The sequence below is a fragment of the Solirubrobacter ginsenosidimutans genome, from assembly GCF_027587205.1.
Genome location: NZ_JAPDOD010000005.1, coordinates 67,263 through 91,793, shown reverse-complemented (window position 1 = coordinate 91,793; position 24,531 = coordinate 67,263). Strand labels below are relative to the sequence as shown.

Sequence of the window (24,531 nt, the reverse complement as noted above, 5' to 3'; positions counted from 1 at the left end):
CGCTCTATGGCGTCGTCGTCGACAGCGTGAACGTCAACGTCTTGCCGTAGCTGCCGGTGCGCAGCGCGTCGCTCGCTCCGATCGACTGGCGGAATCCGATCGTCACCTGGTCATGGCTGATCGGGGCGCTCCAGGTGAGCAACGTGATCGGATCGGCGCCGAGCGGCGCGAACGCGCTCCCCGGACCGGCCCCCGGGCTCGACGCCTGCGCCTGCAGCGCCTGCGGCAGCGAGAACGAGCCGTTGACCAGGTGGCCCGGCGCGACGCCGCTCGGGTCGGTCACCGAGAGCGCGGCGTCGCCGGCCGTGCTCAGCACATCGGCCGTGGTGGAGGTGTTGTAGTCCTTGGCGACGCCGGGCGCGAACGCGCCGAAGCTCGCCGGAGTGCCGAGCGTCAGCGCCAAGGTCGCCGGCACGGTGCCGCCGGCGCCGCCGCCGGTGCTCTCGGTCAGTGGTAGCTCGTAGACGCCGCGTCCGTAATTGGCCGCGAACAGCTGCGAGTGGTCGGCGCTGAGCCCCAGGTCGAGGATCGGGGCGTTCGGCATGCCCTGACTGATCTTGTACCAGTGCCCGCCGTCGTCGCTGCTCACGAACACGCCCAGGTTGTGGGCGACGTAGAGCACGCCGTTGGACTGGTCGTAGAGCACGCGCCAGATGGGCGCGTTCGGCAGGTCGGAGCTGATGTTGCGCCACGTCGTGCCGCCGTCGGTGGTCTCCCACACGTTGGCCGCCCGGTCGCCCTCCTTGTAGCTCGAGAAGCTGGCGTAGACGTGGTCGGCGTTGGTCGGGTCGACGGTGATCGAGGTCACCCACGTGTTGGGGAGCACGCCGGCGCCCAGGCGCGTCCAATGCACATCGCTGCCTGTCGCCGCCGTCGCATTGGTCGTCTTCCACAGCAGCCCGGTGTCGGTGCCGGCGTAGATCGTGCTCGCCGGCGTGGTGCTCGTGCCGGTCGTCTTGGCCGGCGCGATCGCGGTCACCGCGCCGAACTCGTTGGCGTAGTAGGTGTCGCGGTTGATCTCCGGATCGGGCACGACGCCCGGCAGGCTCGCCGGGTCATCCGGGATCGGCGGGCTGATGATCGTCCACGCGTTGACGACGCCGTCGCCCGAGCGGGCGATCGACGTGCCGGCGACATAGACGTAGTTGGGGTCGGCCGGGTCGAGCACCATCGGCATCGCCACCTCGACGCGCGTGTTCGACGGCCACGCCGGCGTCGTGAAGTTCGACGAGGTGCTGGTCGTCGAGCCGGTCGCTGCCGCATCGACTCGCCGGCCGCAGCTGATGCGCGGCGGCGTCGGCTGCGAGCACTGGTAGTGGCGCAGCTGGTTGGTCGGGTCGATCTGCACCTGGAAGCCGTCGCCGCCGCCGTAGGAGTTCCACTGCGTCGGGTCGGTCGGCTCGACCCCCGATGTCCAGCTCCGGACGCTGCCGTTGTCCTGCAGGCCGATCGCGAGCCGCTTCGGGTCCTGCTGCGAGACCGAGATGTGGTACGGCTGCACCCACGGCTCCGACGCCGCGTGCGTCCAGGTGCCGCTGTTACCGCTGGCGGGCGACCGGTAGACGCCGCCGTCGCTGCCGAGGTAGACGAGGCCCGGCGTCTGCGGGTCCCACGCCATCGCGTGCATGTCGGAATGGGGGCCGTTCGAGTTGCTCCACGTGGCGCCCGCGTTGCTCGAGACCTTCAGGCTGACGTTGGCCTCGAACACGTGGTCGCGGTTCGCGGGATCGACCCACAGGCGCGAGAACACCCACTCGTAGCCGCCGGTGGTCGACCCGGGCTCGCCGGCGCCGCAGGTCCACGTCTGACCGGCGTCGTTGGACACGTAATAGCCCTTGTCCGGCCCGTTGGAGGTCGCGAAGACGAGGTAGGCCCGGTTCGGATCGCTCGGCGCGAACGCCATCCCGATGTGGCCGAGGTCATCACTCGCGTTCAGGCCGGTCTTGGTCTTGTCCCAACTGCACGTGGCTCCGTTGATGTTCGAGTTGTCCTGCCGCGTCCAGGTCTTGCCGTCGTCGGTCGAGCGGTACAGGCCCGAGCCGGAGCCGCCGTAGTAGAAGCTGCCGTTGTTGCGGTAGCGATCCCACAGCGAGGCCAGGATCACGTGCGGGTTGCCGGGCTCCAGCGCGATGTCGACCGCGCCGGTGTGGTCTCCGGGCCCGGAGAGCGCGAGATCCCAGGTCTTGCCGCCGTCCAGCGAGTGGTAGAGGCCGCGCTGGCTCGAGACCCAGGTGAGCGAGCCGCTCGCCGCCGCCCACACCTCCTTCGGATTGTCGGGATTGACCACGATGCGGCCGAACGCGCCGCTGTCCGGGAGGCCCGAGAACTCCCACGTGTCGCCGTCGTCCGTGGAGCGGTAGATGCCGTCGCCCATGAACGTCGACCCGCCGCCGGACGGGTTCGAGCCCTCGCCCGTGCCCGCGTAGAGCGTCCCGTCGGAGCCGCGCGCGAGCGCGCCCATCGACTGCGTGAAGTCATCGGGATACGACGGTGTGAAGGTGACCCCGCCGTCGGTGCTCTTCATGATCCCGCCGCCGCTGGAGACCGCGGCGAACACCGTGCTCGGCGTGGTCGTCGGGTCGACCGCGACGTCGATGACCCGCCCGCCGACGTTCGTCGGCCCGACGAACTGCCAGCGCGTGCTCTTGGCCTCCGGCAGCGCCGCGGCCTGGGCGGACGCGCGCTTGACCTGCGCCTCCGTGACCGGCCCGTTGACCGACGACGCCAGATCGAGCATCGACTGAGGACTTTCGGCCTCGCCCACGCCGCTCCACAACGGCAACTCGTCCACGTGGTTCGCCGGTGGCCTAGGGACCACCGACCTCACGGGCGCGACGACCAACACCAAGACACCTGCGAGCAGCAGCAGCGCAAATCGCTTCATGCCAGACCCCCTCTGGAGATTTCGCAATGAAGCGTCCCGCCGGAAGCGCCCCCCTGTCATCCCTCACCTGTCGAGGACCTCTCGTGGCAATCGGGGGCCTGCGTGACAGCCGTCGCAACCTGCACTACTACGCCGCGTCGGTGTAATAATCGGCCATCACCTGGACACGAATTACCTAGGTGCTTGCGGATTGACCGGGGGCGACCTGCAGCGAGCCCGGCGGGTGGCACCGTCGACGTGTGACCTACTCCTCTGTCGAACGGGTGTCCACATGCGCCGCACGCCGGTCAAGGGACGACCGCCAGGGCCGATGCATTGGTCAAAGCAAAGACTGCTGTACAAAGGCAAACCCGTCGCGAGGCGGGGACGCAAAGCTTGAGGTCTCACATGGGGTGAGACAGCTCGGCTGCCGGCGACGCCACGGAAGGTGTCGATGAAACGATCACGTATTGCGCTCGCCGTCGGACTGGCGAGCGCCGGAATGGCGCTCTGCACGTCCGTCGCCGCTGCCGCCACGGTCCAGACCGCCACGCAGGTTGCGCCGTTGAGCGGCTGTTCGCAGCCGGTCATGACGCAGCCGTTCGCCTTCGCCAAGGACTTCAACGCCTACACGCTTGCTCCCGGCGGAACGTTCGACTCCGCCGTCAGCGCAGGCTGGGAGCTCAAGAGCGGCGCCGGCATCGTCCAGACCGCGCAGCCCGACGGCACCGTCGGCGGCTCGCTCGACCTGCCCAGCAAGTCGCAGGCGACGAGCCCGGTGTTGTGTGTCACGTCGGACTACCCAACGGCGCGCCTGCACGTCCGCAACCTCGCGGGATCTGAGGGCGTGTTCTTCTACGTCTCCTACTGGAACAACGGCGTCTGGACGGCGCCGAAGAACACGGGCCAATTCCACGGAAGCGGAAACAGCCTGTGGACGCTGTCGAATCCCATGAACGTCCAGCCGAGCGGCGCTGCCGGCTGGCAGCAGGTGCGCTTCACGTTCGTGGCCGGTGGGAACACCAGCCGCTTTCAGGTCGACAACTTCTGGGTCGACCCACGCATATCTCACTGAACGCCACACCACGTCGCGGCGTCAGCGGAAGTTGAAGCTCGGCGCGCGGCGGGCGGTGAAGGCGTCGACCGCCTCGCGGGCGTCGTCGGTGCGGGTGGCGAGCACCTGCGTGCGGTTCTCGAGATCGATCGCGGCCTCGAGCGAGGTCGCGTCGGCGTTGCGGTAGAGGACCTGCTTGGTCATCCAGACGCCGAACGGGGAGTTGGCGGCGATCTGGGCGGCGAGCTCGAGCGCGGCGTCCGCGAGCGCCTCGGGTGCGACGACGCGGTTGGCGAGGCCGATGCGCACCGCCTCCTCGGCCTCCACCTGACGGCCGGTGAAGAGCAGCTCGGCGGCCATCCCGACGCCGACGAGGCGCGGCAGCAGGTAGGAGACGCCGACGTCCCCGCCCGAGAGCCCGATCCGCACGAACGCGGCGTTGAAGCGCGCGGCGGTCGAGCACAAGCGGACGTCGGCGGCGAGCGCGAGCGCCATCCCGCCGCCGGACGCGGGTCCGTTGACGGCGGCGATCACGGGCTGCGGGAGGTTGCGGAGCGCGATCGCCAGCGAGGCGACGAGCTCCTGGCGGCGGAAGACGGTGACGACGTCGTCGCCTGTGCCGAGCGGGTCGCCGTCGGTGCGCTGCTTGAGGTCCAGGCCCGCGCAGAACCCGCGTCCCGCGCCGGTCAGGATCAGCGCGCGGATGGACGTGTCGGCGGCGATGGTGCGCAGCGTTTGGTGTAGCTCCTCCATGAGCTCCCAAGTCAGCGCATTGAGGCGCTCGGGGCGGTTGAGCGTGAGCCGTGCGACGCCGTCGGCCGGGTGGTCGAGGTCCAAGCTCATCGCGCGATGAACCCGAAGAGGTGGCCGGCGATGTTGCGGATCTGGATCTCCTCGGTCCCCTCGGTGATGCGGTAGCGCCGGTGGTGTCGGTAGATGTGCTCGAACGGCTTGCCGCGCGTGTAGCCGATCCCGCCGTGGACCTGCATCGCGCGGTCGGCGGCGTCGCACACGAGCCGGTTGGCGCGCAGGTTGCACATCGACACGCGGTCTGAGATGCCATGGACCTTGCCGCCGTCATCCATCTCGTGCGCAACCTTGCGCACCAAAGTGCGCACGAGCTCGACGTCGGTGTGCAGCTCGACCAGCGGCCACTGGATCGCCTGGCGTTCACTGAGCGGCTTGCCGAACGCGATCCGCTCGCGGGCGTAGGCGACGCTCTCGCGCACGCAGTAGTCGGCCGCGCCGACGCCCGAGGCGGCCTGGCGGATGCGGTTCTCGTGCACGAAGTACAACGCGGTGTCGAACGCGCGGCCCTCCTCGCCGAGGATCGCCGAGTGCGGCACGCGGACGCGGTCGAGCGTCAGCTCGCCGTGGTCGGTGGGCATGTTGAAGGTCCAGTGGTAGAAGGGCACGTCGACCCCGGGGGCGTCGCGCTCGACGACGAACGCGGTGACGCCGCGGCCGGAACCGGGGTCGCCCGACGTGCGCGCGAAGACGATCACGTGCGTGGCCTCGTCGATCGCCGACGCGAAGCGCTTGGCGCCGGTGATCACCCAGTCGTCGCCGTCGCGCTCGGCGCGCGTGTCCATCCAAGTTGCGTCGCTGCCGTGCGCGGGCTCGGTGAGCGCGAACGTGAAGCGCGCCTCGCCGGTGATCGAGGCGGCGACGAACTGCTCCTTCTGCTCGGGCGTGCCGAACGCGTCGAAGATCAGCGGGAACACGAGGTTGCCGACGACCGCGGACTCGCTCTGCAGCTCGTTGGCGAGGCCGAGGCCGCGCGCCGCCAGATGGTCGCGGATCACCGCCATGCCGAGGTTGGTGCCGCCACTGCCGCCCATCGCCTTCGGCAGCGCGTAGCGGTAGAAGCCGGCGTGGTCCGCGCGCCGGCGCATCTCGGCGAGCAGTTCGAGCCACTCCGCCCGCGGGACGCCGTCGTGCTCCCAGTCGGTCCGCGCCCACTCGCGCCGATGGTCGAAGTACTGCTCGTGCTCGGCCTGCAGCGGGTCGATCTCGGCGGCGATGAACGCGTCGAGGCGCGCGAGGAAATCGGTCAGCTCCTGCGGCAGCGTGTAGTCCACGGGGTCAGCTCCTGTCGGCCTCTTCGAGGTGGCGCGGGTTGGCGATCCGCAGCCGGTCGGCGGTGCTCGCCCGCAGCACGGCGATCACCTGCTCCAGGCGGTCGTCGAGGTCGCCCGCCCGGATCGCGTTGGCCAGGGCGGCGTCGTCGCCGACGCCGAGCGCGGCGAGGCGCGCGCGGTGCTCACCCGCCAGCCGCGGGCCGAGCTCCAGCTCGCGCTCGATCTGGGCGGCGACGTTGGAGGCGACGCGCGCCATGAAGCTCGTGCGGCCCTCGGTGGCGGGCATCACCTCGGCGGCGAGGAACTCGCGCAGCGCGGCGGCGAGCTCGCGGGCGGACGGGACGCCGTGCATCAGTGCGCGGCCTCGAGCAGCAGCAGCAGGTCGTACTCCTGCTCCCAGACGCGCCGGCCGATCGCGGCCAGCTCGATCGAGGACTCGTCGCCGGAGAGGTGCCGCCAGGCCATCTCGAGGCAGCCGACGCCCCACTCGATCGTCCCGTAGACCTCCCACCAGTGCACGACCGCGGGGTCGACGCGCCGCCCGCCCGCGGCCTCGTAGGCGACGAACAGGTCCTCGTAGGTGCCGAACCCGCCGACCGGCAGTTCCGACCCGAAGCGCCACGCGCGCACGCACAGCCAGCCGAGGTCCTCCATCGGGTCGCCCGCGTGGACCATCTCCCAGTCCAGCACCGCGCGGACGGCGGTCGGCCCGAGGATCAGGTTGCCGTTGCGGAAGTCGCCGTGGACGACGGTCTCCGGCGTCGGCGGCGGGCGGTGGGCGTCGAGCCAGCGCAGGCCCAGCTCGAACGCCGGGCTGACGTCGGTGAAGCCGTCGATGCGGCGGCGCAGGAACGCGACCGGGTCGCGCCGTTCGAGCCCGGGGACCTCCTCGACCGGGATCGAATGGATGCGGGCGAGGATCTCCCCGCACAGCGTCGCCAGGCGCGGGCGGATGTCGGCGAACTCCTCGTCGCGGAGGATGCGGCGCGCCAGGGTCTCGCCTTCGATGCGCTGCATGATGATGTACGGCGACTCGAGCGCGCGCGGGTCGTCGCTGTGGGCGACGATCTGCGGCCCGGGGACGCCGTGGCGGGTCGCGGCGCGGATCGCCAGCGCCTCGACGGTCATCCCCTCGGGGCGCGCGTCGGTCGGCGGGTCGCGGCGCAGGATCAGCGGCTCCAGCACGCCGCCCGGCCCGGCGACGTCGAAGGCCCAGGTCTCCCGGCTCGCGCCGCCGGTCAACCGGTGCAGGCCGGTCACGGCGACGTCGGGCTCCAGTCGCACATCGGCGACGACGGCGCGCAGGCGTTCCTCGAGGGCATCCATCGCGGGCCACGCTAAATGCCGGGCGGCCGCGTGGACGCGGCCGCTTGTTCGCACGTTGTCGGGATGGACAACGTCGCGTTCGTGAGCGCGCCGGGTGGCGGCGGACCGGGCCCTAGCGTCCGCGGCGTGCAAGTGCTCGAGATCCGCTCGCTCGACGGCCCGGACGGGCTCGCCGCCGCGGAGCGCCCAGACCCCGATCCCGATGGGCGCGTCGTCATCGACGTCCGCGCCGCCGGCGTGTCGTTCCCGGACCTGCTGATCAGCCAGGGCCGCTACCAGGTCAAGGCCGAGTTGCCGTGGGTGCCCGGGCAGGAGGTCGCGGGCGTGGTCCGCTCCGCTCCGCCCGGCCACGTCCTGCGCGCGGGTGACCGCGCGTGGGGCTCGGTCGACAACGGCGGGTTCGCCAGCGTGGCGGCGGTCGCGGTCGAGCGTGCCTACCCGCTCCACGACGCGCTGAGCTTCGAGGAGGGCGCGTCGCTGGGCGTGAACTTCCTCACCGCGGTCTTCGCGCTCGGACGGCGGGCTGCGTTGAAGGAGGGGGAGACCGTGCTCGTGCTGGGCGCCGCCGGCGGGCTCGGCAGCGCGACGGTGTCCGTGGCCAAGGCCTACGGCGCGCGCGTGCTCGCGGTCGTCTCGACCGAGGAGAAGGTCGCGACCGCTCGCTCGGCGGGTGCGGACGAGGTCATCGCGGGCGCCGACTGGCGCGACCGGATCCTCGAGCTCACCGGTGGACGCGGCGTGGACGTCGCGGCCGATGTGGTCGGCGGCGGCGAGACGCTGCAGGCCGTGCGCAGCACCGCGCCCGAGGGTCGCGTGCTGATCCTCGGCTTCACGTCGGGGGAGATCCCCGCGGTGGCGGCGAACCGGCTGCTGCTGCGCAACGTCAGCCTCGTCGGCGTCGGCCTCGGCGCCTTCATCCCGACCGAGCCCGACATCCTCGTGCGCACGGCGGGTGAGGTCGTGCGGCTCGTCGGCGCGGGGCTGCGGCCGATCGTGGGCGCGACGTTCCCGCTCGCTCAGGGCGCCGACGCGCTGCGGGCGCTGGCGGCGCGCACCGCGCAGGGCAAGCTCGTGCTCACGGTGTGACGAGCACCTTCAGCGAGACGTCCTTGTCGAGCTGGGTGCGGAAGGCCTCGCCGGCGTCGGCGAGGCTGAAGCGGTGCGAGATGAAGGTGTCCGCGTCGACGTCGCCCGACGCGAGCGCTTCGATCACGGCGGGGAACTCGTCGCGGTAGGCGAAGGAGCCGCGCACGTCGAGCTCCTTCTCGGTGAAGCGGTCGATCGGGACCTCGATCTTGCGCCCGAAGACCGCGGCGATGGTCACGATCCCGCCGGGGCGGACCGCGCGCAGGGCTTCGCTGAGCGTCGCCGCGGCACCCGCGGCCTCGAGCACGACGTCGGCGCGGCGGCCGACGGCGTCGCTGGGGCGCTCGCTCGTGGGGTCGACGACGGCGTGCGCGCCCATGTCGATCGCTGCCTCGCGCCGCAGCGCGGAGAGGTCGGCGACGACGATCCGTTGCGCGCCGGCGAGCTTCAGGAAGCGTGTCGCGCCGAGGCCGATCATGCCCGCTCCCAGCACCAGGACCGTCTTGCCGGTGACGTCGCCGCAGCGGCGCACCGCGCGCAGCGCGACGGCGAGCGGTTCGACCAGCGCCCCGCCTTCGTCGCTGACGTTGTCGGGGAGGGCGAAGACGGTCTCGCCGACGATCGCGCGCGGGATCAGCACGCGCTCGGAGAAGGCGCCGTCGAAGCCGTAGCCGATGATCTGCGCGGCGCCGCCCGCGCACAAGTGGAGGTCGCCCGCCCAGCAGGCGTCGCAGTGCCCGCAGGGGATCAGCGCGCGGGCCGTGACCCGCTGGCCCGGCTCGAGGCCGTCGACGCCGGGCGCCTGCAGCACCGTGCCCGCGAACTCGTGCCCGAGGACCATGCCGGGGTGCGCGAGCAGGCCGTGCGCGAAGGTGTGCAGGTCCGAGCCGCAGATGCCGCAGGCCGCGATCTCGACCACGGCCTGGCCGGGCTCCGGCGTGGGCTCGGGGAGATCCGCCAGTTCCAGTGTCTCGTTCGCCTGCCATCTCACTGCGCGCATGACCGGACATGGTCGCGGGCGGGGGAGGTCATCGCGCGCGGCCGCCTGTGGAAACCTCCAGGAGGGGCCGCGCGTCGCACGCTCGTGAGGGCGACGATGTGGGGCATGGAGGTGGACCCTGAGCTGGCGGCCTGGCTGCGCGACGCGCTGGGCGAGCCGGGGCCGTTCACGCTCGAGCGGCTCAGCGGCGGCAACTCCAACGAGACGCTCGTGCTGCGCGGCGCCGGGCCGGAGCGGATCCTGCGGCGGCCGCCGGCGGCGTCGATCGCGCCGAGCGCGCACGCGATGGACCGCGAGTTCCGCGTGCTGCGGGCGCTGGCCGGAACCGGCGTGCCGGCCCCGGCGCCGCTCGCCTGCGGGCGCGGGATGCTCGTGATGGAGCGGGTGCCGGGCTTCGCGCCGACGACGGCGCGGCCCTACGGGGTGTGCGAGGCCGGTGAGGCGGTCGTGGACGCGCTCGCTGCGTTGCACGGCGTCGACTGGCGTGCCGTGGGGCTCGAGGACTTCGGCCGGCCCGAGGGATTCCTGGAGCGGCAGGTCGCCCGCTGGCGGGGGCAATACGAGCGGGTCCAGGTCCGCTCGCTCCCGCGCTTCGACGCGATCGCCGACTGGCTGGAGGCGAACCGGCCCGATGCTGGTGCGCCGGCCATCCTGCACGGTGACTTCCACGCCGACAACTGCCTGCTCTCTGCCGTTGAGCCCGTCCGCGTGACGGCGATCATCGACTGGGAGATGGCGACGATCGGCGACCCGCTGCTGGATCTCGGGCTGCTGCTGGCCTTCTGGGGGTCCGATCGGCCGGAGGCGCCGGCGATGCCGCGCGTGCAGGCGTTCAGCCGCTCCGACGGTGCGCCGTCGCGGGGCGAGCTGGCCGCGCGCTACGCCGAGCGCTCCGGCCGGTCCGTGGACGCGCTGGACTGGTACATGGCGCTGGCGTTCTGGAAGCTCGCCGCGATCGTCGAGGGCGCGTACGCGCAGTATCTCGACGGGCGCCTGACGTCGTCGTACGCGCAGGCGCTGGGCGACGACGTGCCGCGGCTGCTCGACGAGGCCGCCGCGTTCGCCGGCCTTGTGGGTTCCCACACCGCGCGCTGAGACGACGGGTGCCCGCCACGCGGGCCAGCGCCTAGCGTCCCGGCCATGCCAGACGTCATGCTCGTCGACGCTGTGCGGACGCCGGTCGGGCGCCGCAACGGTGCGCTGTCGACCATCCACCCCGTCAATCTGCTCGCGCAGACGCTGACCGCCCTCTTCGAGCGTTCCGGGACCGATCCGGCCGCCGTCGGCCAGGTGATCGGCGGCTGCGTCTCCCAGGTCGGCGAGCAGGCAGTGAGCACCGTGCGCTCGGCGTGGCTGACGGCGGGGCTGCCGATCGAGGTGCCGGCGACGACGATCGACGCGCAGTGCGGCTCCTCCCAGCAGGCGACGTCGCTCGCCTCCGCGCTGGTCGGCGCCGGCCTGGTGGACGTGGCGGTGGGGTGCGGGGTCGAGGCGATGAGCCGGATCCCGATCGGGTCCAACTCCAAGCCGGAGCTCGGACTCGGCAACCCGCTGCCGGAGGAGTACTCCGAGCACTATGAGCCCACGACCCAGTTCGAGGGCGCCGAGCGGATCGCCGATCGCTGGGGGATCACCCGCGCCGACACCGACGCGTTCGGCGTGCGCTCGCAGTCGCGGGCGGCGGCGGCGTGGGAGGACGGGCGCTTCGACGAGCAGGTCGTCGCGGTGGGCCCGGTCACGCGCGACGAGGGGCTGCGGGCGACGACCCTGGAGGGGCTGGGAACGCTCAAGCCGGTCGCGCGACCCGACGGCGTCCACACCGCGGGGACGTCGTCGCAGATCTCCGACGGCGCCGCCGCGGTGCTGCTGGCGAGCGCGGAGCGAGCGGCGCAGCTGGGCCTCTCGCCGCGCGCCCGGATCAAGGACTCGCTGCTGGTCGGCAGCGACCCGGAGCTGATGCTCACCGGCCCCATTCCGGCGACGCGCGCCCTGCTGGAGCGCAACGGCATGACGCTCGCCGACATCGACCTGGTCGAGATCAACGAAGCCTTCGCGTCGGTCGTGCTGGCGTGGCAGCGCGAGCTCGACGCCGACCTGGACAAGGTCAACGTCAACGGCGGCGCGATCGCGCTCGGGCACCCGCTCGGCGCCACCGGCGCGGTGCTGATCACCAAGGCGATCAATGAGCTCGAGCGCCGCGACGGCACATACGCGCTGGTGACGATGTGCTGCGGCGGCGGCCTCGGCACCGGCATGCTGATCGAGCGGGTCTAGGTGGACTTCGCGCTGAGCTCGCGCGCGGCGGCGCTCCAGGAGCGCCTGCTCGCGTTCCTGGACGAGCGCGTGCTTCCGGCGGAGCCGGTCTACGAGGAACAGCTGCGCGCGTCGGGCAACCCGCATCACCAGCCCGCGGTGATGGAGGAGCTCAAGGTCGAGGCACGTTCGCGCGGGCTGTGGAACCTGTTCCTGCCGCACGCCACCGAGTGGACCGAGGGGCTCTCCAACCTCGACTACGCGCCGCTCGCGGAGCTGACGGGGCGCTCGAAGATCGCGCCCGAGGCTTTGAACTGCTCGGCTCCGGACACCGGGAACATGGAGATCCTCACGATGTTCGGGACGGACGCGCAGCGGGAGCGCTGGCTGGCGCCGCTGCTGGAGGGCGAGATCCGCTCGGCGTTCATGATGACCGAGCCCGCGGTCGCCAGCTCCGACGCGACCAACGTGCGCTGCCGGATCGAGACGGACGGCGACGACTTCGTCATCAACGGCCACAAGTGGTGGATCTCGGGTGCCGGCGACGCGCGCTGCGCGATCTCGATCGTGATGGGCGTGACCGACCCGGACGCCCAGCCCCACCGCCGCCAGAGCATGGTGCTCGTCCCGCTCGCCACCCCCGGCGTGCGGATCGAGCGCGACCTGCTGGTGTTCGGCTACAACGACCGCGAAGGGCACTGCGAGGTCGTCTTGGAGGACGTGCGCGTGCCGCGCGCGAACCTGCTCGGCGAGCAGGGCGGCGGCTTCGCGATCGCGCAGGCGCGGCTCGGGCCGGGGCGCATCCACCACTGCATGCGCTCGATCGGCTCGGCGGAGCGCGCTTTGGAGGCCCTCTGCCGGCGCGCGACGTCGCGGGTGGCGTTCGGCGGGCCGCTGTCGGATCAGGGCGTCGTGCGCGAGTGGATCGCCGACAGCCGGATCGAGATCGACCAGGCGCGGCTGCTGACGCTGCACGCCGCGTGGTTGATGGACACCGCGGGCAACAAGGCCGCGCGCAGCCAGATCTCGGCGATCAAGGTCGCGGTGCCGAGCATGGCCGCGCGGGTGATCGATCGCGCGATCCAGATGCACGGCGGCGGCGGGCTGTGCCAGGACTTCCCGCTCGCCGAGGCCTACGCGCACCAGCGCGTCCTGCGGCTGGCCGACGGGCCGGACGAGGTGCACCGCCGCGCCGTCGCGCGGATCGAACTCGCCAAGCACGGATGGAAGGACTAGAGGATGCGCGCTGCCGTTCTGTGGGACGAGGGGCTGTCGCTGCGCGAATGGCCCGAGCCCGAGCCCGGCCCGGGTGAGGCCCTGGTCTCGCTCACGAAGGTCGGGATCTGCGGCTCCGACGTGCACTTCGTGCTCGACGGCACGGCCAAGACCGCGTTCCTGCCGATCATCCTCGGGCACGAGCCGTGCGGGGTGGTCGAGGCGCTCGGGCCGGACACGGTCGGGCCCGCGGCGGGGACGCGGGTCGCGATCATCCCGCTGCTGCACTGCGGCGCCTGCGCGCGCTGCCGCGCCGGGCGCACGGTGATCTGCGTCGACTCGCAGTGCATCGGCGCCGAGCGGCACGGCTGCTGGGCCGACCTCGCCGTGGTGCCGGTCGAGAACCTGATTCCGGTGCCGGATGCTTTGAGCGACGAACTCGCCGCGGTGGCGACCGACTCCGTGGCTACCGCCTATCACGCGGTCGCGACCCGCGGCGGCGTGGGGCCTGGATCGCGCGTCGCGGTGTGGGGGACCGGCGGGCTCGGGTTGAGCGCGGTGGGGATCGCCAAGACGCTCGGCGCCGCTTCGGTGATCGCCGTCGACCCGCGCGCCGAGGCGCGGGAGTGGGCGCTCGAGACGGGCGCGGATGAGGCGATCTCGCCGGAAGGCGCGATCAAGCGGATCGCGGGCGACGGCGGGGTGGACGTCGCGCTCGAGTTCGTCGGGCGGGCGGCGACGATGGACGGCGCGGTGCGCTGCCTCGACGACGGCGGGCGCGCGGTGATCGTCGGCATCGGCACCGACCAGTCCGCCGCCGGACGGCAGATGAGCCTCGTCGTGCGCGAGCGCGACGTCGTCGGCTCCTACGGCGCCGAGCCCGACGAGGTCCGCGCAGTGATTTCGATGCTGGCGTCCGGCACGCTCAAGCTTCCCCGGGTCGTCGGGGACGTGATCGCCTTGGAGGACGTCGGCGAAGGGCTGCGCCGCGTCCAGTCCGGCGACACGGGAGGCTCGCGGATCGTGCTCGACATCGCGGGGACGCGCTGATGGGTGTGCTCGACGGGAAGGTCGCGATCGTCACCGGCTCCGCGCGCGGCATCGGCCGCGCGACCGCGTCGCTGCTGAGCGCGCAGGGCGCCTCGGTCGTGATCTCAGACCTCGACGGCGACGAGGCCGCCGCGACCGCTTCGTCGTTGGCGGGCGAGACCGCGGTGTTCGCCGCGGACCTCACGCAGGGCGACGCGCCCGACCGGCTCGTCCAGACCGCGATCGACGCCTTCGGCCGCGTCGACATCGTGGTCAACAACGCCGGCTACACCGTCGACGGCGTGATGCACAAGATGACCGACGACGCATTCCAGCGGATGCTCGACATCCACGCCGTCGTCCCGTTCCGCGTCCTGCGCGCCGCCGCTCCGCACCTGCGCGAGCCGGCCAAGGCCGAGCGCGAGCAGGGCCTGGAGGTCTTCCGCAAGGTCGTCAACGTGAGCTCGATCAGCGGCACGATGGGCAACGCCGGCCAGGTCAACTACGCGGCGGGCAAGATGGCGCTGGTGGGGCTGACGAAGGCGCTGGCCAAGGAGTGGGGCCAGTTCAAGATCAACGTCAACGCGGTCGCCTTCGGCTCCGTCCAGACCCGCCTGACGGCATCGAACCAGGCGGGCAACACGATCGAGGTCGCGGGGGAGACCGTCACACTCGGCATCCCCGACCCGCTCGTCGGCTCGGGCGCCGCGTCGATCCCTCTGGGGCGAGAGGCGACCGTCGAGGACGCCGCGGGCGGCATTTTCATGCTCTGCTCGCCGTGGTCGGACTTCGTCCACGGCCAGGTCCTGCACGTCACCGGCGGGCAGGTCGGCGGGATGACGGGCTAGCGCTTCCCTCGTTCGCGGATCAGCCAGTTGCGGAGCACCGTGTAGGCGGGGCGCGGTGCTCCGGTCGGGCCGAGCAGGGCCGAGTCCCACGTCGCCCCGGGGGTCGTCGGCGGGGTCCAGTGGTAGAAGTAGATCCGCTTGACGCGCGAGGACAGCGCGGCGAGCCGGAACACCCAGCGCGCGGCCTTCGCGGCGTGCTCGGGCGAGGCGGGCAGCGGCACCGCCGCGTCCTGCTTGCGCTTGACGATCCCGCCCGTCTCGGTGAACCACACCTCGCCCGTGGTCGCCTTCAGCAGCGCGCGCGTCCCGCGGGTGCGGAAGCGGTTGGCGTCGATGTAGTTGTGCAGGCCCCAGATGAGCGTGCGGTCACGGCCGGCGACGTCCAGGAAGTCACTCGCCCACTCGCCGATCTTCGAGTCGTCGAGCAGGTCGGCGGCGACGATCCGGCACCGCCTGCACGCGTTCTTGAGCGCCACGTAGTACGCCGCGACGCGGTCCGGCCGCCGGCACGTCGGCTGGCTGCAGTGATTGGCCTCGTTCCACGTGACGTAGTCCGTCACCCACGGGTAACGGGCGCGGAACCGCCGGAACTCGCGCGTCAGCGTCTTCGGCGAGGGCAGCTCGCGCGTGTGCTGGTTCGAGCGCCCGAACGACAGCAGCACGTTCGTTCCCGCCGCCCTGGCGTCGAGCAGGTAGCTGTCGAGCTGCGTCGTCTCCCAGCGATTGTGCAGCGTGTCCCAGGGCGCGACGAAGCGGGCGTGGTGGACGTCCAGCGCCTGATACCGGGTGTCGGAGAACATCTCCGGCGACTGCTCGCCGATGCCGACGAGCACCGCCGCGCGGGCGGGTGAGGCGACGACGAAGAAGATCGCCGCCGCGATGAGGAGCGCGGTGTGAGTTCGCATCGAGCGGGTCGCGCGGCGAGGCCGCGCGATCGGGTATTGCGTGGGGAGGCGGGTCAGCTTATGGGATCCGCCGGACCGTCGGTCAGGTCCCGGTCCAAACCGGGTCCCGGCGCTCGATGAACGCGCGCACGCCCTCCTTGACGTCCTCGGTGGCCAGGACCCGCGCGGCGGCGGCGTGGGTGCGCTCCCAGGCCTCCGCCTCGCTCAGACCGGCCGTGTCGGCGACCAGGCGGCGCGATTCGAGGACGGAGATCGGGGCGTTGGCCGCGACGCGCTCGGCCAGCGCCAGCGCCGCTTCGAGGGCTTCGCCCGGCGCACAGAGCGCGTTGACCAGGCCGTGGCGGTGGGCGGTGGGCGCGTCGATCGGGTCGCCGGTCAGCGCGGCCTCCATCGCGACGTTGAGCGGCAGCACGCGGCCGAGCCGGAACAGCCCGCCGCCGCCCGCGATCAGCCCGCGCTTGACCTCCGGGATGCCGAAGCGGGCGGTCTCGGAGGCGACCACGAGGTCGCACGCGAGCACGATCTCGGTGCCGCCGGCCAGCGCGGGGCCGTCGACGGCAGCGATCAGCGGCACCGTCCGCACCCGCTCGGTGACACCCGCGAATCCACCGCGCTCGGTCGAGAGCGTGTGGCCCTCACCCGCGCCGATGGCCTTCAGGTCGGCGCCCGCGCAGAAGACGGGCGGCACGCCGGTGAGGATCGCGACGCGCACCCCAGACGCCTCGGCGCGATCCAGGCCCTCCTCGATCCCGCGGGCGACGTCCCCATTCACCGCGTTGCGTGCCTCGGGCCGGTCGATCGTCAACACGGCGACATGGCCGCGCTCTTCGTAGCGGACGGACATGCCGCCGACCCTAGTCGCCCGGCCATGCCGCACGCCGGGTGGGATTGGAGAACTCCCCATGACGCCTTGTCCCGGTCGCCGTGGTCGACTGTGCGCGTCTTGCCGCCCGAACGCGAGTTTCGATCAGGTTCGCACTGTTCGAGGTGGCGCGTTGATGGGGGTGCGGAACGAGAACTTCCTGAGAGGCAGCTCTCGTGCCGCACCCCCCGCCGCGGAGGGCGGACGGCGGCAGCCAGTCCCGGAGGGCGCACCGAAACCGCCTCCCCCCTCACCGGAGCAGTTGATCATCGGCCCTCGAGGAGAATCGGGATTGGAGGGTTCCCCAGCGCGCCCAAACAACCCGCGGAGGAGAGGGAGACGTGCGCGTGAGACTGGGCCGCGATGACGGACGAGCCCTTCCGCCTCGACGGTCGTGTCGCGATCGTCACCGGTGCCTCCAGCGGCCTCGGGGCCCGGTTCGCGCGGGTGCTCGAGAACGCGGGCGCGACGGTCGTCGCCGCGGCGCGGCGCACGGACCGGCTCGAGGCGCTCGCGGAAGCAGCGCCGAACATCCACGCGTTCACCTGCGACGTCGCGTCCGACGACGCGCTGCAGGCGCTCGTGGAGCACACCGTCGGAGAACACGGCCGCATCGACGTGCTCGTCAACAACGCCGGCATCTCCGCCGCCAGCCCCGCGGAGACCGAGCCGCTGCACGCCTTCCGCGACGTGCTCGCGATCAATACCACGAGCGTGTTCGCGCTTAGCCAGCTCACCGGGCGGGTGATGCTCGAACAACGCAGCGGGAGCATCGTCAACCTCGCCTCGATCTTCGGGCTCGTCGCCTCCGCTCCGGTCGCGCAGGCGAGCTACAACGCCTCCAAGGCCGCGGTGGTGAACCTGACGCGCGAGCTCGCGTGCCAGTGGGCTCGCCGCGGCATCAGGGTCAATGCGCTCGCCCCCGGGTTCTTCGCGTCGGAGATGACCGAGGAGCTGTGGGCGGACGAGCGCTCGATGCAGTGGATCCGCCGCAACACGCCGGCCGGGCGGCCGGGTGAGCCGCACGAGCTCGACGGCGCGCTGCTGTTCCTCGCGAGCGACGCGAGCTCCTACGTCACGGGCCATACGCTCGCGGTCGACGGTGGCTGGACCGCCCGCTGACCGCCGACTGTCGAATCCTCCAATGCCCTGGATCGCCCAGGGACGCCAACCGTTACGCTTGGTTGTGGCAGCACGAGGAGGAGAGAGAGTCATGCAGGTCAACGTGCCAGCGCTGTCAGCGGATCAGCTGGGCGACGCGGGCCAGTACGAGGCGGTCGCATACCGGAAGGCGATCCAGGCGTTCAGCGACGTCGCGGTGGCGCTCAACGACGCCACCGATCAGTGCTCGCTGCTGCACCTGATCGCGCGCAAGATCTGCGACCTCGCCGGCGCCTCGCGCTGCAGCGTGTACCTGCGCGACGAGGAGACCGGGCTCTACCGCGGCCAGGTGGGTCACGCCGGCCACGACATCGACGCCGAGGTCAAGCGGCTCACGGCCGGCATCCCCGCCGACCACTTCACCCACGAGATCGTCGAGACCCGCAAGCCGGTCCACATCCGCGACGCGCTGCACGACCCGCGGCCGATCCACTCGACCATGCGCCACTGGGGCGTGCGCTCGATGGTGGGCGTGCCGATGGTCCTGCGCGACGAGGTGATCGGGATCATCTACCTCGACGGCGAGGATGCCCCGCGCGCCTTCAGCGACGCCGACGTCGCGATCGCCGCGGTCTTCGCCCAGCTCGCGGCGGTGGCGATCTCGCAGGCCCAGATGAACGCGCGGCTGCGTGAGAGCTTCGGCACCGTCGCGCGACAGAACGACATCCTGCGCCGGGTCGCCGCGCTCGACGACCGCCTCACGAACCTCGTGATCAAGGGCGCCAACGTCCGCGAGATCGTCCAGGCCGTCTCGGACCTGACGGGCAAGTCCTGCGCGCTCTACGACGCGGGCTACCAGCGGCTGGCATCGGCCGTCCCGCCCGGCGAGGACGGCTTCGTGATCCCGCGGTTGCTCGAGCCGGAGTTCCTCGGCCACCCGGAGGTCGTCGCGGCGCTGGAGGGCATCGACCCGGTGCGCTCGACGGTCGTCGGCCCGATCGCCCGCGCGGGCCTGCTGCACCGCTATCTCGTCGCTCCGGTGACGATCCGCGACGAGCGCTGGGGCACGCTGGTCGTGATGGCCCACACCGCGCACTTCGGCCCGCTCGACCAGCGGATCTGCCGCCGCGCGTCGACGATGATCGCGCTCGACCTCAGCGCCGAGCGCCGGATCATGGCGAGCGAGTGGGACGCCGAGGCGACGTTCGTCTCGGGCCTGGTGGACAGCGCCCGCGACCACGACGACGTCCGCCGCCGCGCCGACTTCCTCGGCATCGTGCTCGATCAGCCGCACGTCTTCTGCCTGCTCTCGCCCTACTCGGGCGCGCCGCTGGACGTGCGCGCCGTGCGCGAGGCGTTCGTCACCGCCGCACCTGGCGCGCGGGTGATGACCGGCGCGACGCCCGACGGCGTCGTGGTGCTGCTCCCGGCGGAGCCGGACGCAACCCGTGCGAGCGCGGTCGAGACCGCGCGCGCCACCCTCGAAGCCGCTCGCACGACGCTCGGCGAGCCGCTCGCGGCGCTCTCCGTCCCGTGCTCCGACGCCGAGGCCTACCCGCGCGCCTACGCCCAGGTCCGCCAGGTGCTGCAGTGCATCCGCGCGTTCCATGGCCCTGGCTCGACCCGCGTGCTGGCGGCCGACGAGCTCGGCGCGGGCCGCCTGCTGCTGATGGGTGCCGACGCCGCCGAGGCCGACCGCTTCGTCGACGAGACGCTGCGCAACATGCTCGCCGACAGCGGCGCGCCCGACCTGCTGCTCACGCTCGTGCGGTTCTTCGAGGACCAGCGCAGCGTGCGTCGCGTCGCCGCCCACCTGGACGTGCACGAGAACACCGTGCGCTACCGGCTGGCCAAGATCGAAGAGCTGACCGGGCTGCCCGTGCGCACCGACTCCGACGCCCAGCTCAGCGTGCAGCTCGCACTGCTCGTGCTCCACCTGCGCGGGCGGCTGCAGGCGCTGATGACGCGCTGATGGCGAGCTTCGACCTGACGGGCCGCGTGGCGCTCGTCACGGGTGGAAGCCGTGGGCTCGGTCGCGCCACCGTGCTCGCGTTCGCGGCCGCCGGCGCCGACGTCGTGATCGCCTCGCGCAAGCTCGACGACTGTCAGGCGGTGGCGGAGGAGGTCGAAGCGCTGGGCCGCAAGGCGCTGCCGCACGCCTGCCACGTCGGGCGCTGGAACGAGCTCGACGGCCTCATCGCGACGACCTACGAGACCTTCGGCCGCGTCGACGTGCTGGTCAACAATGCCGGGATGTCACCGCTCTACGACCGCGTCGAGAACGTGTCGGAAGAGCTCTGGCGCAAGGTGATCGACGTCAACCTCTCCGGCCCGTTCCGGCTGACGGCAACCATCGGTGCGCGGATGGCCGCCGGCGACGGCGGCAGCATCATCAACGTCTCGAGCGTCGCCGCCCGCTACCCGCTCCCCGAGGTCATCCCGTACGCCGCGGCCAAGGCCGGCCTCGACGCGCTGACGGTCGGCTTCGCGCACGCCTTCGGCCCGGCCGTGCGCGTCAACAGCGTCCAGCCCGGCACCTTCCTCACCGACGTCTCCAAGCACTGGGACATGGACGCCTTCGAACGCGAGAGCCAGGGCTTCGCGCTGCAACGAGGCGCCAGCGCCGACGAGCTCGAGGGCACGATGCTCTACCTCGCCAGCGACGCGTCGACCTATACAACGGGCGCCGTCCTGCGCGTCGACGGCGGCTACCTGCCGCCCCAGAGATCCGGCAGGTCCTGACTCACGCGCAGCGGGAAGCGCGCCGGCCGCTTCTCCATGAACGCGGCCACGCCCTCGGCGGCGTCACGGTCGCGCGCCAAAGCGAAGATGCCGCGGGAGTCGAGCGCGTGCGCGGCCCGGGGGTGGTCTTCCCCGAGCATCCGCCACAGCAGCTGGCGCGACACCGCGACCGACACCGACGACGTGTTCTCCGCGATCTCGCGAGCGAGCGCACGCGCGGCTCCCAGCAGCTCGTCCGGCGCGTGCACGCTGCGCACGAGCCCGGCCGCGAGCGCCTCCTGCGCGCCGAACACGCGCCCCGTCGCCACCCACTCCATCGCCTGCCCGATCCCCACCACACGCGGGAGGAACCAGCTCGAGCACGCCTCGGGGATGAGCCCGCGGCGGGCGAACACGAACCCGAGCTTCGCGCCCTCGGCGACGAGCCGGATGTCCATCGGCAGCGTCATCGTGATCCCGACGCCGACCGCCGGCCCGTTGATGGCGGCGATGAACGGCTTGACCGCGTCATAGAGCCGCAGCGTGACCATCCCGCCGCCGTCGGCGTCGCGCACCGGGTCGAACTCCGCCGGCCCGGTGCGGGCGAAGATGTCGACGCCGTCGCCGAGGTCCGCGCCCGCGCAGAAGCCGCGCCCGCGGCCGGTGACGATCGCGACCCGCACGTCGTCGTCGGCGTCGACGCGGTCGACGGCGTCGATCAGCTCGTCGCGCATCCGGTTCGTGAACGCGTTCAGCCGGTCGGGCCGGTCGAGCGTGATCGTGGCGATCCCGTCCGCGGCCTCGTAGGCGATCTCGCGGTAGTCCACGGGATCAGCTCCCCGTGAAGGCCGGCGTGCGCTTCTCCACGAACGCGGCGACGCCCTCGGCGAAGTCGGCGCTGCGCCCGCGCTGGGTCTGCAACGTGGCCTCGAGCTCGAGCTGTTGCTCGAGGTTGGGATAGAGGACGGCGTTGAGCGCCCGCTTGGTCGCCGCATAGGCGCTGGTCGGGCCGGCCGCCAGCCGCGCGACGAGGTCGTCGACCGCCGCCGCATGCGCGTCGTCGGGCGCGACGTGATCGATCAAACCCCACGCGTGCGCGTCGGGCGCCGCGATGCGCTCGGCCAGCAGCGCGATCCGGAACGCGCGCGCGTGCCCCACCCGCGTGGCGAGGAACTGCGACGCGCCGCCGTCGGTCGTCAGCCCGATGCGGCTGAAGGCGACGAGGAAGTAGGCCGACTCGGCCGCGACGATCAGGTCGCACGCGAGCGCGAGCGAGCAGCCGATCCCGGCCGCCGGCCCGTGCACCGCGGCGACGACCGGCTTGGGCATCTGCCGCAGCGCGAGGATCGTCGGGTTCGAGACCGCGCGCAGACCGGCGCCGAGATCGAGGTCGCCGCCGGCGAAGCCTTCCTTGATGTCCGCTCCCGCGCTGAACGCGCGCCCCGCGCCCGACAGCACGACCACGCGGACATCAACGTCCTCGGCGGCCGCGGTGACCGCGTCGTACAGCTCGCTCGCCAGCGTGTCCGTGAAGGCGTTCAGCGCCTCCGGGCGGTGCAGCTCGATGCGCAGCGCGCCGCCGTCGCGCGTGGTCCTCAGCGTCTCGTACAACGACCCCTCCTGTCCGTCATAGGCCGAGCGAGCGGCCCACGATCTCCTTCATGATCTCGCTCGTCCCGCCGTAGATCCGGGTCACGCGCGAGTCGCGCCACATCCGCGAGATCTCGTACTCCTCCATGTAGCCGTAGCCGCCGTGCAGCTGCAGGCAGCGGTCCATCACGGAGAACTGCAGCTCGGTCGTCCACAGCTTCGCGCTCGCGGCCTCGACCGGCGTCAGCTCGCGGCGGCGATGCGCGTCGATGCACTGGTCGACGTAGACGCGCGCGACGCCGATCTCGGTCGCCATGTCGGCGAGCTCGAAGCGGCTGTTCTGGAAGGAGCCGATCGGCTTGCCGAACGCGTTGCGGGTGCGCGCGTACTCCAGCGTGACCTCGAGCGCGCGCTCGGCCGCGGCGACCGCGGTCACGGCCATCGAGAGCCGCTCCTGCGGCAGGTTGCGCATCAGCAGCCGCAGGCCTTCGCCGGGCGCGCCGATCACGTCCGCCTCGGCGACCGCGACGTCCTCGAAGAACAGCTCCGCCGTGTCCTGCGCGCGGCGGCCGACCTTGGCCAGCTTGCGCCCGCGCTGGAAGCCGTCCTGCTCGGCGCGGACGGCGAACAGGCCGAGCCCGTCGACGCCGTCGCGCTCGACGTAGGCGGCCACGATCACCGCGTCGGCCTGGATGCCGTTGGTGACGAAGGTCTTGGAGCCGCTGAGCGCGTAGTGGTCCCCGCGCCAGCGCGCCTTGGACGCCATGCCGCGCAGATCCGAGCCCGCGCCGGGCTCTGACATCGCGATCGCCCACACGTCCTCGCCAGACGTCAAACCCGGCAGCCAGCGGCGCTTCTGCTCGTCGTCGGTGAGGTCGAGCAGGTACGGCGCGACGATGTCATTGGTCAGGTTGAGGTTGTCGCCCGCGAGGCCCGTGTAGGCCGCCTCCTCGTCGACGATCGCGTTGAAGCGGAAGTCGTCCAGCCCCGCGCCGCCGAACTCCTCGGGCGCGGAGAAGCCGACGAGGCCCTGTTCGGCGGCGCGGGTCCAGAACGACCGGTCGACCAGGCCGGCCGCCTCCCACGCCTCCGTGTGAGGTACGCCCTCGCGGGTGAGGAACCCGCGCACGGACTCGCGGAAGTCGTCGTGGACGTCTTCGAAGATCGTTCGCCGCATCGCCGAGCGAGCTTGACGGCGCCAGGGCCGGCGCCCGCAGAACTCGCACACGCTCGCTGGTGAGATCTCCAATCGTCCTCCGGCAGCCGTGCCCGGCGGCGAGCATGCTTGCCCGCTCGTGGCCACGCGCACCACTGCAGCGCATGTGTGGGCGCCGCTGGGCGACCGCCGGTTCCGCATCGGATCGGCGGCGTTCATCGGCGCCCAGGTCGTCGTGTGGGCCGAGACGGTCGGCGCGGTCGAGGTGATCACCTCGCACTCCGCCTCGGCCGCCGCGGTGGCCGCGATCCAGACCGCGATCACGCTGCCCGGGATGGTGCTCGGCCTGCTCGCGGGCGCGGTCGCCGACGCGTTCGACCGGCGGCGCCTGCTGATCTTCTCCGCCGTCGGCATGACCGCGGCCATGGCGCTGTTGGCGGTGCTGGAGGCGAGCGGGCACGCGGGCACCGCGACCGTGCTGCTGTTGACCGCCGCGCTCGGCACGGGGCTGGCGATCCAGATCCCCGCGTTCATGACCGCGGTGCCGGAGATCGTTCCCCGCCCGCTGCTGACCGCGGCCAACACGTTCGTGAGCGCGGGCACGAACGTCGCCCGCGCCGTCGGGCCGGCGCTGGCCGGCCTCGCCCTGCTGATCCTCGGCAGCGCCGGGCTGTTCGGCCTGCTCGCCATCGGGCTCGCGCTGGTCGCGCTCGGGATGGCGACCGCGGGGCTGCGCAGCGTGCGCCCCGCGGAGCCGGAGCGCCTCGTCGCCGCGATCATGACGGGCGTCCGCCACGTGCGCGGCTCGCCGCCACTGCGCGCGGTGATGGCGCGCAGCGCGCTGTTCCTGCTCTTCGGCAGCGCGCTGTGGGCGATCCTGCCGCTGATCGCGGTGCACCGCCTCGGCCTCGAAGCGTCAGGCTTCGGCATCCTGCTGGCGTGCGTCGGCACCGGTGCCGTGCTGGCAGCGCTGACGCTCGGCACGCTGCACGAGCGAGCGGGACTCGAGCGCGTCGTCAGCGCAGCGGGACTCCTGCTCGGCGCGGTGCTCGCGTTGCTCACGCTCGTCACCGAGCCGGTGATCACGGGCGTGTTGTTGCTGCTCGCCGGCGCGGCGTGGATCGCGGTCGTCCCGGCGCTCAACACGCTCGTCGCGCTGCTCGCCCCGCCGTGGGTGCGCGGGCGGGCGCTCTCGGTGTGGTTCCTCGGCTACAACGGCGGGCTCGCGATCGGGAGCCTGCTGTGGGGCCTGCTGGCCGAGACGTCGCTGGCCGCGGCGCTGCTCGTCCCCGCCGCCGGGCTCGCCGCCGGCGCGTTCGCCGGACGGGTGTGGCCGCTGACGCACGACTTGTAGAGACCGACAGCGCGGCGGCAATCCGATCATCGTGGATTCGGCGCCTTGGGGTGATGCTTGCTCGGTAGCCCGTTGAGGTCACACGAG

22 protein-coding genes and 1 riboswitch are annotated in these 24,531 nt (G+C 72.3%); of the genes, 11 read left to right on the top strand and 11 right to left on the bottom strand.

Annotated elements, in window-relative coordinates:
- Window positions 1-4: 4 nt before the first annotated feature.
- On the bottom strand, window positions 5-2,884 hold the full coding sequence (locus OM076_RS08640; RefSeq protein WP_270039121.1) for a WD40/YVTN/BNR-like repeat-containing protein: 2,880 nt from the start codon (window positions 2,882-2,884) through the stop codon (window positions 5-7).
- A 333-nt stretch (window positions 2,885-3,217) separates the two neighbouring features.
- Window positions 3,218-3,298, top strand: a riboswitch (cyclic di-GMP riboswitch).
- Between the two features lie 19 nt (window positions 3,299-3,317).
- Between OM076_RS08640 and OM076_RS08635 the strand changes: the two genes are divergently transcribed.
- A complete protein-coding gene (locus OM076_RS08635) occupies window positions 3,318-3,938 on the top strand; it encodes a hypothetical protein (protein ID WP_270039120.1) in 621 nt (206 codons plus the stop codon).
- Between the two features lie 21 nt (window positions 3,939-3,959).
- Here OM076_RS08635 and OM076_RS08630 read toward each other — a convergent pair whose 3' ends face one another.
- From OM076_RS08630 to OM076_RS08615, 4 genes are read right to left on the bottom strand one after another with little or no spacing between them, the layout of a single operon-like run.
- Window positions 3,960-4,760, bottom strand: coding sequence for an enoyl-CoA hydratase/isomerase family protein (locus OM076_RS08630; RefSeq protein ID WP_270039119.1), 801 nt, complete (start codon window positions 4,758-4,760; stop codon window positions 3,960-3,962).
- Window positions 4,757-5,998 (bottom strand): acyl-CoA dehydrogenase family protein, encoded by a 1,242-nt coding sequence (locus OM076_RS08625; RefSeq protein ID WP_270039118.1) that lies wholly within the window; start codon window positions 5,996-5,998, stop codon window positions 4,757-4,759. The genes OM076_RS08630 and OM076_RS08625 overlap by 4 nt, the downstream gene beginning before the upstream one ends.
- 4 nt (window positions 5,999-6,002) lie before the next feature.
- Window positions 6,003-6,350, bottom strand: a complete 348-nt coding sequence (locus tag OM076_RS08620) for a DUF6285 domain-containing protein (protein WP_270039117.1) — start codon at window positions 6,348-6,350, stop codon at window positions 6,003-6,005.
- Window positions 6,350-7,324, bottom strand: coding sequence for a phosphotransferase family protein (locus OM076_RS08615; RefSeq protein WP_270039116.1), 975 nt, complete (start codon window positions 7,322-7,324; stop codon window positions 6,350-6,352). The genes OM076_RS08620 and OM076_RS08615 overlap by 1 nt, the downstream gene beginning before the upstream one ends.
- Before the next feature lie 126 nt (window positions 7,325-7,450).
- Between OM076_RS08615 and OM076_RS08610 the strand changes: the two genes are divergently transcribed.
- On the top strand, window positions 7,451-8,410 hold the full coding sequence (locus OM076_RS08610; protein ID WP_270039115.1) for an NADPH:quinone oxidoreductase family protein: 960 nt from the start codon (window positions 7,451-7,453) through the stop codon (window positions 8,408-8,410).
- On the opposite strand, the gene OM076_RS08605 is transcribed toward OM076_RS08610, so the two are convergent.
- Window positions 8,400-9,410 (bottom strand): zinc-dependent alcohol dehydrogenase, encoded by a 1,011-nt coding sequence (locus OM076_RS08605; RefSeq protein WP_270039114.1) that lies wholly within the window; start codon window positions 9,408-9,410, stop codon window positions 8,400-8,402. The two genes, OM076_RS08610 and OM076_RS08605, sit on opposite strands and share 11 nt — an antisense overlap.
- Window positions 9,411-9,515: 105 nt before the next feature.
- On the opposite strand from OM076_RS08605, the gene OM076_RS08600 reads away from it, so the two are divergent.
- The 5 genes from OM076_RS08600 to OM076_RS08580 are packed head-to-tail and all read left to right on the top strand — an operon-like array spanning window position 9,516 to window position 14,755.
- Window positions 9,516-10,505 (top strand): phosphotransferase family protein, encoded by a 990-nt coding sequence (locus OM076_RS08600; RefSeq protein ID WP_270039112.1) that lies wholly within the window; start codon window positions 9,516-9,518, stop codon window positions 10,503-10,505.
- 45 nt (window positions 10,506-10,550) lie between these two features.
- Window positions 10,551-11,684 carry a steroid 3-ketoacyl-CoA thiolase gene (locus tag OM076_RS08595; protein ID WP_270039111.1) on the top strand — a complete coding sequence of 378 codons (1,134 nt, stop codon included), beginning with the start codon at window positions 10,551-10,553 and terminating at the stop codon, window positions 11,682-11,684.
- Window positions 11,685-12,899: an acyl-CoA dehydrogenase family protein gene (locus OM076_RS08590; RefSeq protein WP_270039110.1), complete on the top strand. Its 1,215-nt coding sequence runs from the start codon at window positions 11,685-11,687 to the stop codon at window positions 12,897-12,899.
- Between the two features lie 3 nt (window positions 12,900-12,902).
- Window positions 12,903-13,928, top strand: coding sequence for a zinc-dependent alcohol dehydrogenase (locus OM076_RS08585; RefSeq protein WP_270039109.1), 1,026 nt, complete (start codon window positions 12,903-12,905; stop codon window positions 13,926-13,928).
- The gene (locus OM076_RS08580; protein ID WP_270039108.1) at window positions 13,928-14,755 is read left to right on the top strand and encodes an SDR family NAD(P)-dependent oxidoreductase; all 828 of its coding nucleotides are present in this window, start codon (window positions 13,928-13,930) and stop codon (window positions 14,753-14,755) included. Before OM076_RS08585 ends, OM076_RS08580 begins: the two co-directional genes overlap by 1 nt.
- Here the strand turns inward: OM076_RS08580 and OM076_RS08575 are convergent.
- Window positions 14,752-15,660 carry a hypothetical protein gene (locus OM076_RS08575; protein ID WP_270039106.1) on the bottom strand — a complete coding sequence of 303 codons (909 nt, stop codon included), beginning with the start codon at window positions 15,658-15,660 and terminating at the stop codon, window positions 14,752-14,754. The genes OM076_RS08580 and OM076_RS08575 overlap by 4 nt on opposite strands.
- An 82-nt stretch (window positions 15,661-15,742) precedes the next feature.
- Complete coding sequence (locus tag OM076_RS08570; protein WP_270039105.1) at window positions 15,743-16,504, bottom strand: crotonase/enoyl-CoA hydratase family protein; 762 nt, start codon at window positions 16,502-16,504, stop codon at window positions 15,743-15,745.
- A gap of 381 nt (window positions 16,505-16,885) precedes the next feature.
- Here OM076_RS08570 and OM076_RS08565 point away from each other — a divergent pair, with 381 nt between their 5' ends.
- The 3 genes from OM076_RS08565 to OM076_RS08555 all read left to right on the top strand — a co-directional run bounded on the left by OM076_RS08565 (window position 16,886) and on the right by OM076_RS08555 (window position 20,365).
- Window positions 16,886-17,644 (top strand): glucose 1-dehydrogenase, encoded by a 759-nt coding sequence (locus OM076_RS08565; RefSeq protein ID WP_270039104.1) that lies wholly within the window; start codon window positions 16,886-16,888, stop codon window positions 17,642-17,644.
- 91 nt (window positions 17,645-17,735) lie between these two features.
- The gene (locus OM076_RS08560; protein ID WP_270039103.1) at window positions 17,736-19,595 is read left to right on the top strand and encodes a GAF domain-containing protein; all 1,860 of its coding nucleotides are present in this window, start codon (window positions 17,736-17,738) and stop codon (window positions 19,593-19,595) included.
- Window positions 19,595-20,365 carry an SDR family NAD(P)-dependent oxidoreductase gene (locus tag OM076_RS08555; protein ID WP_270039102.1) on the top strand — a complete coding sequence of 257 codons (771 nt, stop codon included), beginning with the start codon at window positions 19,595-19,597 and terminating at the stop codon, window positions 20,363-20,365. Before OM076_RS08560 ends, OM076_RS08555 begins: the two co-directional genes overlap by 1 nt.
- Here the strand turns inward: OM076_RS08555 and OM076_RS08550 are convergent.
- From OM076_RS08550 to OM076_RS08540, 3 genes are read right to left on the bottom strand one after another with little or no spacing between them, the layout of a single operon-like run.
- Window positions 20,332-21,171: an enoyl-CoA hydratase-related protein gene (locus OM076_RS08550; RefSeq protein WP_270039101.1), complete on the bottom strand. Its 840-nt coding sequence runs from the start codon at window positions 21,169-21,171 to the stop codon at window positions 20,332-20,334. The genes OM076_RS08555 and OM076_RS08550 overlap by 34 nt on opposite strands.
- Window positions 21,172-21,175: 4 nt before the next feature.
- Window positions 21,176-21,955: an enoyl-CoA hydratase-related protein gene (locus tag OM076_RS08545; protein ID WP_270039100.1), complete on the bottom strand. Its 780-nt coding sequence runs from the start codon at window positions 21,953-21,955 to the stop codon at window positions 21,176-21,178.
- A 16-nt stretch (window positions 21,956-21,971) separates the two neighbouring features.
- Window positions 21,972-23,111, bottom strand: a complete 1,140-nt coding sequence (locus OM076_RS08540; RefSeq protein WP_270039099.1) for an acyl-CoA dehydrogenase family protein — start codon at window positions 23,109-23,111, stop codon at window positions 21,972-21,974.
- A gap of 118 nt (window positions 23,112-23,229) precedes the next feature.
- Between OM076_RS08540 and OM076_RS08535 the strand changes: the two genes are divergently transcribed.
- Window positions 23,230-24,444, top strand: coding sequence for an MFS transporter (locus OM076_RS08535; RefSeq protein ID WP_270039097.1), 1,215 nt, complete (start codon window positions 23,230-23,232; stop codon window positions 24,442-24,444).
- Window positions 24,445-24,531 lie beyond the last annotated feature (87 nt).

Coding starts and splice junctions, on each gene's coding strand:
- OM076_RS08605 (WP_270039114.1), bottom strand. CDS start 9,410: ATGCGCGCAGTGAGATGGCAGGCGAACGAGACACTGGAACTGGCGGAT.
- OM076_RS08595 (WP_270039111.1), top strand. CDS start 10,551: ATGCCAGACGTCATGCTCGTCGACGCTGTGCGGACGCCGGTCGGGCGC.
- OM076_RS08635 (WP_270039120.1), top strand. CDS start 3,318: ATGAAACGATCACGTATTGCGCTCGCCGTCGGACTGGCGAGCGCCGGA.
- OM076_RS08630 (WP_270039119.1), bottom strand. CDS start 4,760: ATGAGCTTGGACCTCGACCACCCGGCCGACGGCGTCGCACGGCTCACG.
- OM076_RS08540 (WP_270039099.1), bottom strand. CDS start 23,111: ATGCGGCGAACGATCTTCGAAGACGTCCACGACGACTTCCGCGAGTCC.
- OM076_RS08620 (WP_270039117.1), bottom strand. CDS start 6,350: ATGCACGGCGTCCCGTCCGCCCGCGAGCTCGCCGCCGCGCTGCGCGAG.
- OM076_RS08600 (WP_270039112.1), top strand. CDS start 9,516: ATGGAGGTGGACCCTGAGCTGGCGGCCTGGCTGCGCGACGCGCTGGGC.
- OM076_RS08575 (WP_270039106.1), bottom strand. CDS start 15,660: ATGCGAACTCACACCGCGCTCCTCATCGCGGCGGCGATCTTCTTCGTC.
- OM076_RS08555 (WP_270039102.1), top strand. CDS start 19,595: ATGGCGAGCTTCGACCTGACGGGCCGCGTGGCGCTCGTCACGGGTGGA.
- OM076_RS08580 (WP_270039108.1), top strand. CDS start 13,928: ATGGGTGTGCTCGACGGGAAGGTCGCGATCGTCACCGGCTCCGCGCGC.
- OM076_RS08570 (WP_270039105.1), bottom strand. CDS start 16,504: ATGTCCGTCCGCTACGAAGAGCGCGGCCATGTCGCCGTGTTGACGATC.
- OM076_RS08615 (WP_270039116.1), bottom strand. CDS start 7,324: ATGGATGCCCTCGAGGAACGCCTGCGCGCCGTCGTCGCCGATGTGCGA.
- OM076_RS08585 (WP_270039109.1), top strand. CDS start 12,903: ATGCGCGCTGCCGTTCTGTGGGACGAGGGGCTGTCGCTGCGCGAATGG.
- OM076_RS08565 (WP_270039104.1), top strand. CDS start 16,886: ATGACGGACGAGCCCTTCCGCCTCGACGGTCGTGTCGCGATCGTCACC.
- OM076_RS08640 (WP_270039121.1), bottom strand. CDS start 2,884: ATGAAGCGATTTGCGCTGCTGCTGCTCGCAGGTGTCTTGGTGTTGGTC.
- OM076_RS08560 (WP_270039103.1), top strand. CDS start 17,736: ATGCAGGTCAACGTGCCAGCGCTGTCAGCGGATCAGCTGGGCGACGCG.